General features: G+C 56.9%; 1 rRNA gene. It reads right to left on the reverse strand.

Annotated features, from left to right (window positions below):
* Positions 1-21 precede the first annotated feature (21 nt).
* A 23S ribosomal RNA gene (locus tag IH00_RS0111555) occupies positions 22-3,143 on the reverse strand.
* Between the last annotated feature and the right edge of the window lie 49 nt (positions 3,144-3,192).

Genomic DNA, 3,192 nt, shown 5'->3' on the forward strand with positions numbered 1-3,192 from the left:
ACACAGTGGACGCGAGCAACTGAGGACAAGCCCTCGGCCTATTAGTACCGGTCAACTCCACCCATTACTGGGCTTCCATATCCGGCCTATCAACCCAGTCGTCTACTGGGAGCCTTACCCTCTCAAGGAGGTGGGAATACTCATCTCGAAGCAGGCTTCCCGCTTAGATGCTTTCAGCGGTTATCCCTCCCGAACGTAGCCAACCAGCCATGCCCTTGGCAGAACAACTGGCACACCAGAGGTTCGTCCGTCCCGGTCCTCTCGTACTAGGGACAGCCCTTCTCAATATTCCTACGCGCACAGCGGATAGGGACCGAACTGTCTCACGACGTTCTAAACCCAGCTCGCGTACCGCTTTAATGGGCGAACAGCCCAACCCTTGGGACCGACTCCAGCCCCAGGATGCGACGAGCCGACATCGAGGTGCCAAACCATCCCGTCGATATGGACTCTTGGGGAAGATCAGCCTGTTATCCCCGGGGTACCTTTTATCCGTTGAGCGACGGCGCTTCCACAAGCCACCGCCGGATCACTAGTCCCGACTTTCGTCCCTGCTCGACCCGTCGGTCTCACAGTCAAGCTCCCTTGTGCACTTACACTCAACACCTGATTGCCAACCAGGCTGAGGGAACCTTTGGGCGCCTCCGTTACCCTTTAGGAGGCAACCGCCCCAGTTAAACTACCCATCAGACACTGTCCCTGATCCGGATCACGGACCCAGGTTAGACATCCAGCACGACCAGAGTGGTATTTCAACGACGACTCCACCTGAACTGGCGTCCAAGCTTCACAGTCTCCCACCTATCCTACACAAGCCGAACCGAACACCAATATCAAACTGTAGTAAAGGTCCCGGGGTCTTTCCGTCCTGCTGCGCGAAACGAGCATCTTTACTCGTAGTGCAATTTCACCGGGCCTATGGTTGAGACAGTCGAGAAGTCGTTACGCCATTCGTGCAGGTCGGAACTTACCCGACAAGGAATTTCGCTACCTTAGGATGGTTATAGTTACCACCGCCGTTTACTGGCGCTTAAGTTCTCAGCTTCGCCGACCCGAAAGTCAGCTAACCGGTCCCCTTAACGTTCCAGCACCGGGCAGGCGTCAGTCCGTATACATCGCCTTACGGCTTCGCACGGACCTGTGTTTTTAGTAAACAGTCGCTTCTCGCTGGTCTCTGCGGCCACCCCCAGCTCAGGAAGCAAGTCCCCTCACCGGATGTGGCCCCCCTTCTCCCGAAGTTACGGGGGCATTTTGCCGAGTTCCTTAACCATAGTTCACCCGAACGCCTCGGTATTCTCTACCTGACCACCTGAGTCGGTTTAGGGTACGGGCCGCCATGAAACTCGCTAGAGGCTTTTCTCGACAGCATAGGATCATCCACTTCACCACAATCGGCTCGGCATCAGGTCTCAGCCTTGATGTGTGACGGATTTGCCTATCACACGGCCTACACCCTTACCCCGGGACAACCACCGCCCGGGCTGGACTACCTTCCTGCGTCACCCCATCGCTTACCTACTACCACCTTGGGCCGGCGGCTCCACCACTTTCCTTTCCCCGAAGGGTCCGGAACGGCTTCACGGCCTTAGCATCAGAGGATTCGATATTGGGCGTTTCAAAGCGGGTACCGGAATATCAACCGGTTGTCCATCGACTACGCCTGTCGGCCTCGCCTTAGGTCCCGACTTACCCTGGGCAGATCAGCTTGACCCAGGAACCCTTAGTCAATCGGCGCACACGTTTCCCACGTGTGTATCGCTACTCATGCCTGCATTCTCACTCGTGAACCGTCCACAACTCGCTTCCGCGGCTGCTTCACCCGGCACACGACGCTCCCCTACCCATCACAGTCCCCGTTGGGGGTATGTACTGCAATGACACGACTTCGGCGGTACGCTTGAGCCCCGCTACATTGTCGGCGCGGAATCACTTGACCAGTGAGCTATTACGCACTCTTTCAAGGGTGGCTGCTTCTAAGCCAACCTCCTGGTTGTCTCTGCGACTCCACATCCTTTCCCACTTAGCGTACGCTTAGGGGCCTTAGTCGATGCTCTGGGCTGTTTCCCTCTCGACCATGGAGCTTATCCCCCACAGTCTCACTGCCGCGCTCTCACTTACCGGCATTCGGAGTTTGGCTAAGGTCAGTAACCCGGTAGGGCCCATCGCCTATCCAGTGCTCTACCTCCGGCAAGAAACACACGACGCTGCACCTAAATGCATTTCGGGGAGAACCAGCTATCACGGAGTTTGATTGGCCTTTCACCCCTAACCACAGGTCATCCCCCAGGTTTTCAACCCTGGTGGGTTCGGTCCTCCACGAAGTCTTACCTCCGCTTCAACCTGCCCATGGCTAGATCACTCCGCTTCGGGTCTTGAGCGCGCTACTGAATCGCCCTGTTCGGACTCGCTTTCGCTACGGCTTCCCCACACGGGTTAACCTCGCAACACACCGCAAACTCGCAGGCTCATTCTTCAAAAGGCACGCAGTCACGAGACACCAGCAAGCTGATGTCCGACGCTCCCACGGCTTGTAGGCACACGGTTTCAGGTACTATTTCACTCCGCTCCCGCGGTACTTTTCACCATTCCCTCACGGTACTATCCGCTATCGGTCACCAGGGAATATTTAGGCTTAGCGGGTGGTCCCGCCAGATTCACACGGGATTTCTCGGGCCCCGTGCTACTTGGGTGTCTCTTAAACGAGCCGCATGAATTTCAGCTACGGGGGTCTTACCCTCTACGCCGGACCTTTCGCATGTCCTTCGCCTATCCATACGGTTTCTGACTCGTCTCACAGCCGGCAGACTATGAAAAAGAGATCCCACAACCCCGCATGCGCAACCCCTGCCGGGTATCACACGCATACGGTTTGGCCTCATCCGGTTTCGCTCGCCACTACTCCCGGAATCACGGTTGTTTTCTCTTCCTGAGGGTACTGAGATGTTTCACTTCCCCTCGTTCCCTCCACACTGCCTATGTGTTCAGCAGCGGGTGACAGCCCATGACGACTGCCGGGTTTCCCCATTCGGAAACCCCCGGATCAAAGCCTGGTTGACGGCTCCCCGGGGACTATCGTGGCCTCCCACGTCCTTCATCGGTTCCTGGTGCCAAGGCATCCACCGTGCGCCCTTAAAAACTTGGCCACAGATGCTCGCGTCCACTGTGCAGTTCTCAAGCAACGACCAGCCACCC

This window comes from Streptomyces sp. NRRL S-118 (assembly GCF_000716335.1).
Taxonomy (GTDB): Bacteria; Actinomycetota; Actinomycetes; order Streptomycetales; family Streptomycetaceae; genus Streptomyces.